A 569-nucleotide genomic window follows, 5' to 3' on the forward strand; every position below is an offset into this window, starting at 1 on the left:
GTGCGCTCTTACTAGCTTAACCTATCGTTCCGGTTGATTCGGCTTGCTCGCCGTTTTCATTTTGTTTCCTCGATTTCAGAAGAGACCAAGTGGTTGAAACAAAACGAAAAGATGTCGAGACAATCACAAACAACCTTCACTAACAATTAAAACATTTTAGCTAAAGGATGATTCAGCAATTTCTTTTCTTTCGTTATCCAGTTTTCAAGGTGCAATATTGGTGGAGCCAAGCGGGATCGAACTGCTGACCTCCTGCTTGCAAGGCAGGCGCTCTCCCAGCTGAGCTATGGCCCCAAAATGGGAACCGACTTCTCAGAGTCGATAATGGTGGGCCTTAGTGGACTCGAACCACCGACCTCACCCTTATCAGGGGTGCGCTCTAACCAGCTGAGCTAAAGGCCCATAGGTATTCCCTTTGGACTTCCTGTTGAAAGATGATTAATCTTTCAAAACTGACAACGAGTAAGCGATAAACTGCCACGTTTATCCGAACCTCATCGGGTTCGGGTATTTCCTTAGAAAGGAGGTGATCCAGCCGCACCTTCCGATACGGCTACCTTGTTACGACT

The 569-nt window shown here is 46.7% G+C and carries 2 tRNA genes and 1 rRNA gene; all 3 read right to left on the reverse strand.

Annotated elements, in window-relative coordinates:
• Positions 1 to 218 precede the first annotated feature (218 nt).
• Positions 219 to 294: transfer RNA gene (locus E0496_RS34450), tRNA-Ala, on the reverse strand.
• Positions 295 to 325: 31 nt separating this feature from the next.
• Positions 326 to 402, reverse strand: a tRNA-Ile gene (locus tag E0496_RS34455).
• A gap of 117 nt (positions 403 to 519) precedes the next feature.
• Positions 520 to 569, reverse strand: a 16S ribosomal RNA gene (locus tag E0496_RS36065); the annotation flags it as partial.

This window comes from Paenibacillus luteus (assembly GCF_006542765.1).
Lineage (GTDB): Bacteria > Bacillota > Bacilli > Paenibacillales > Paenibacillaceae > Pristimantibacillus > Pristimantibacillus luteus.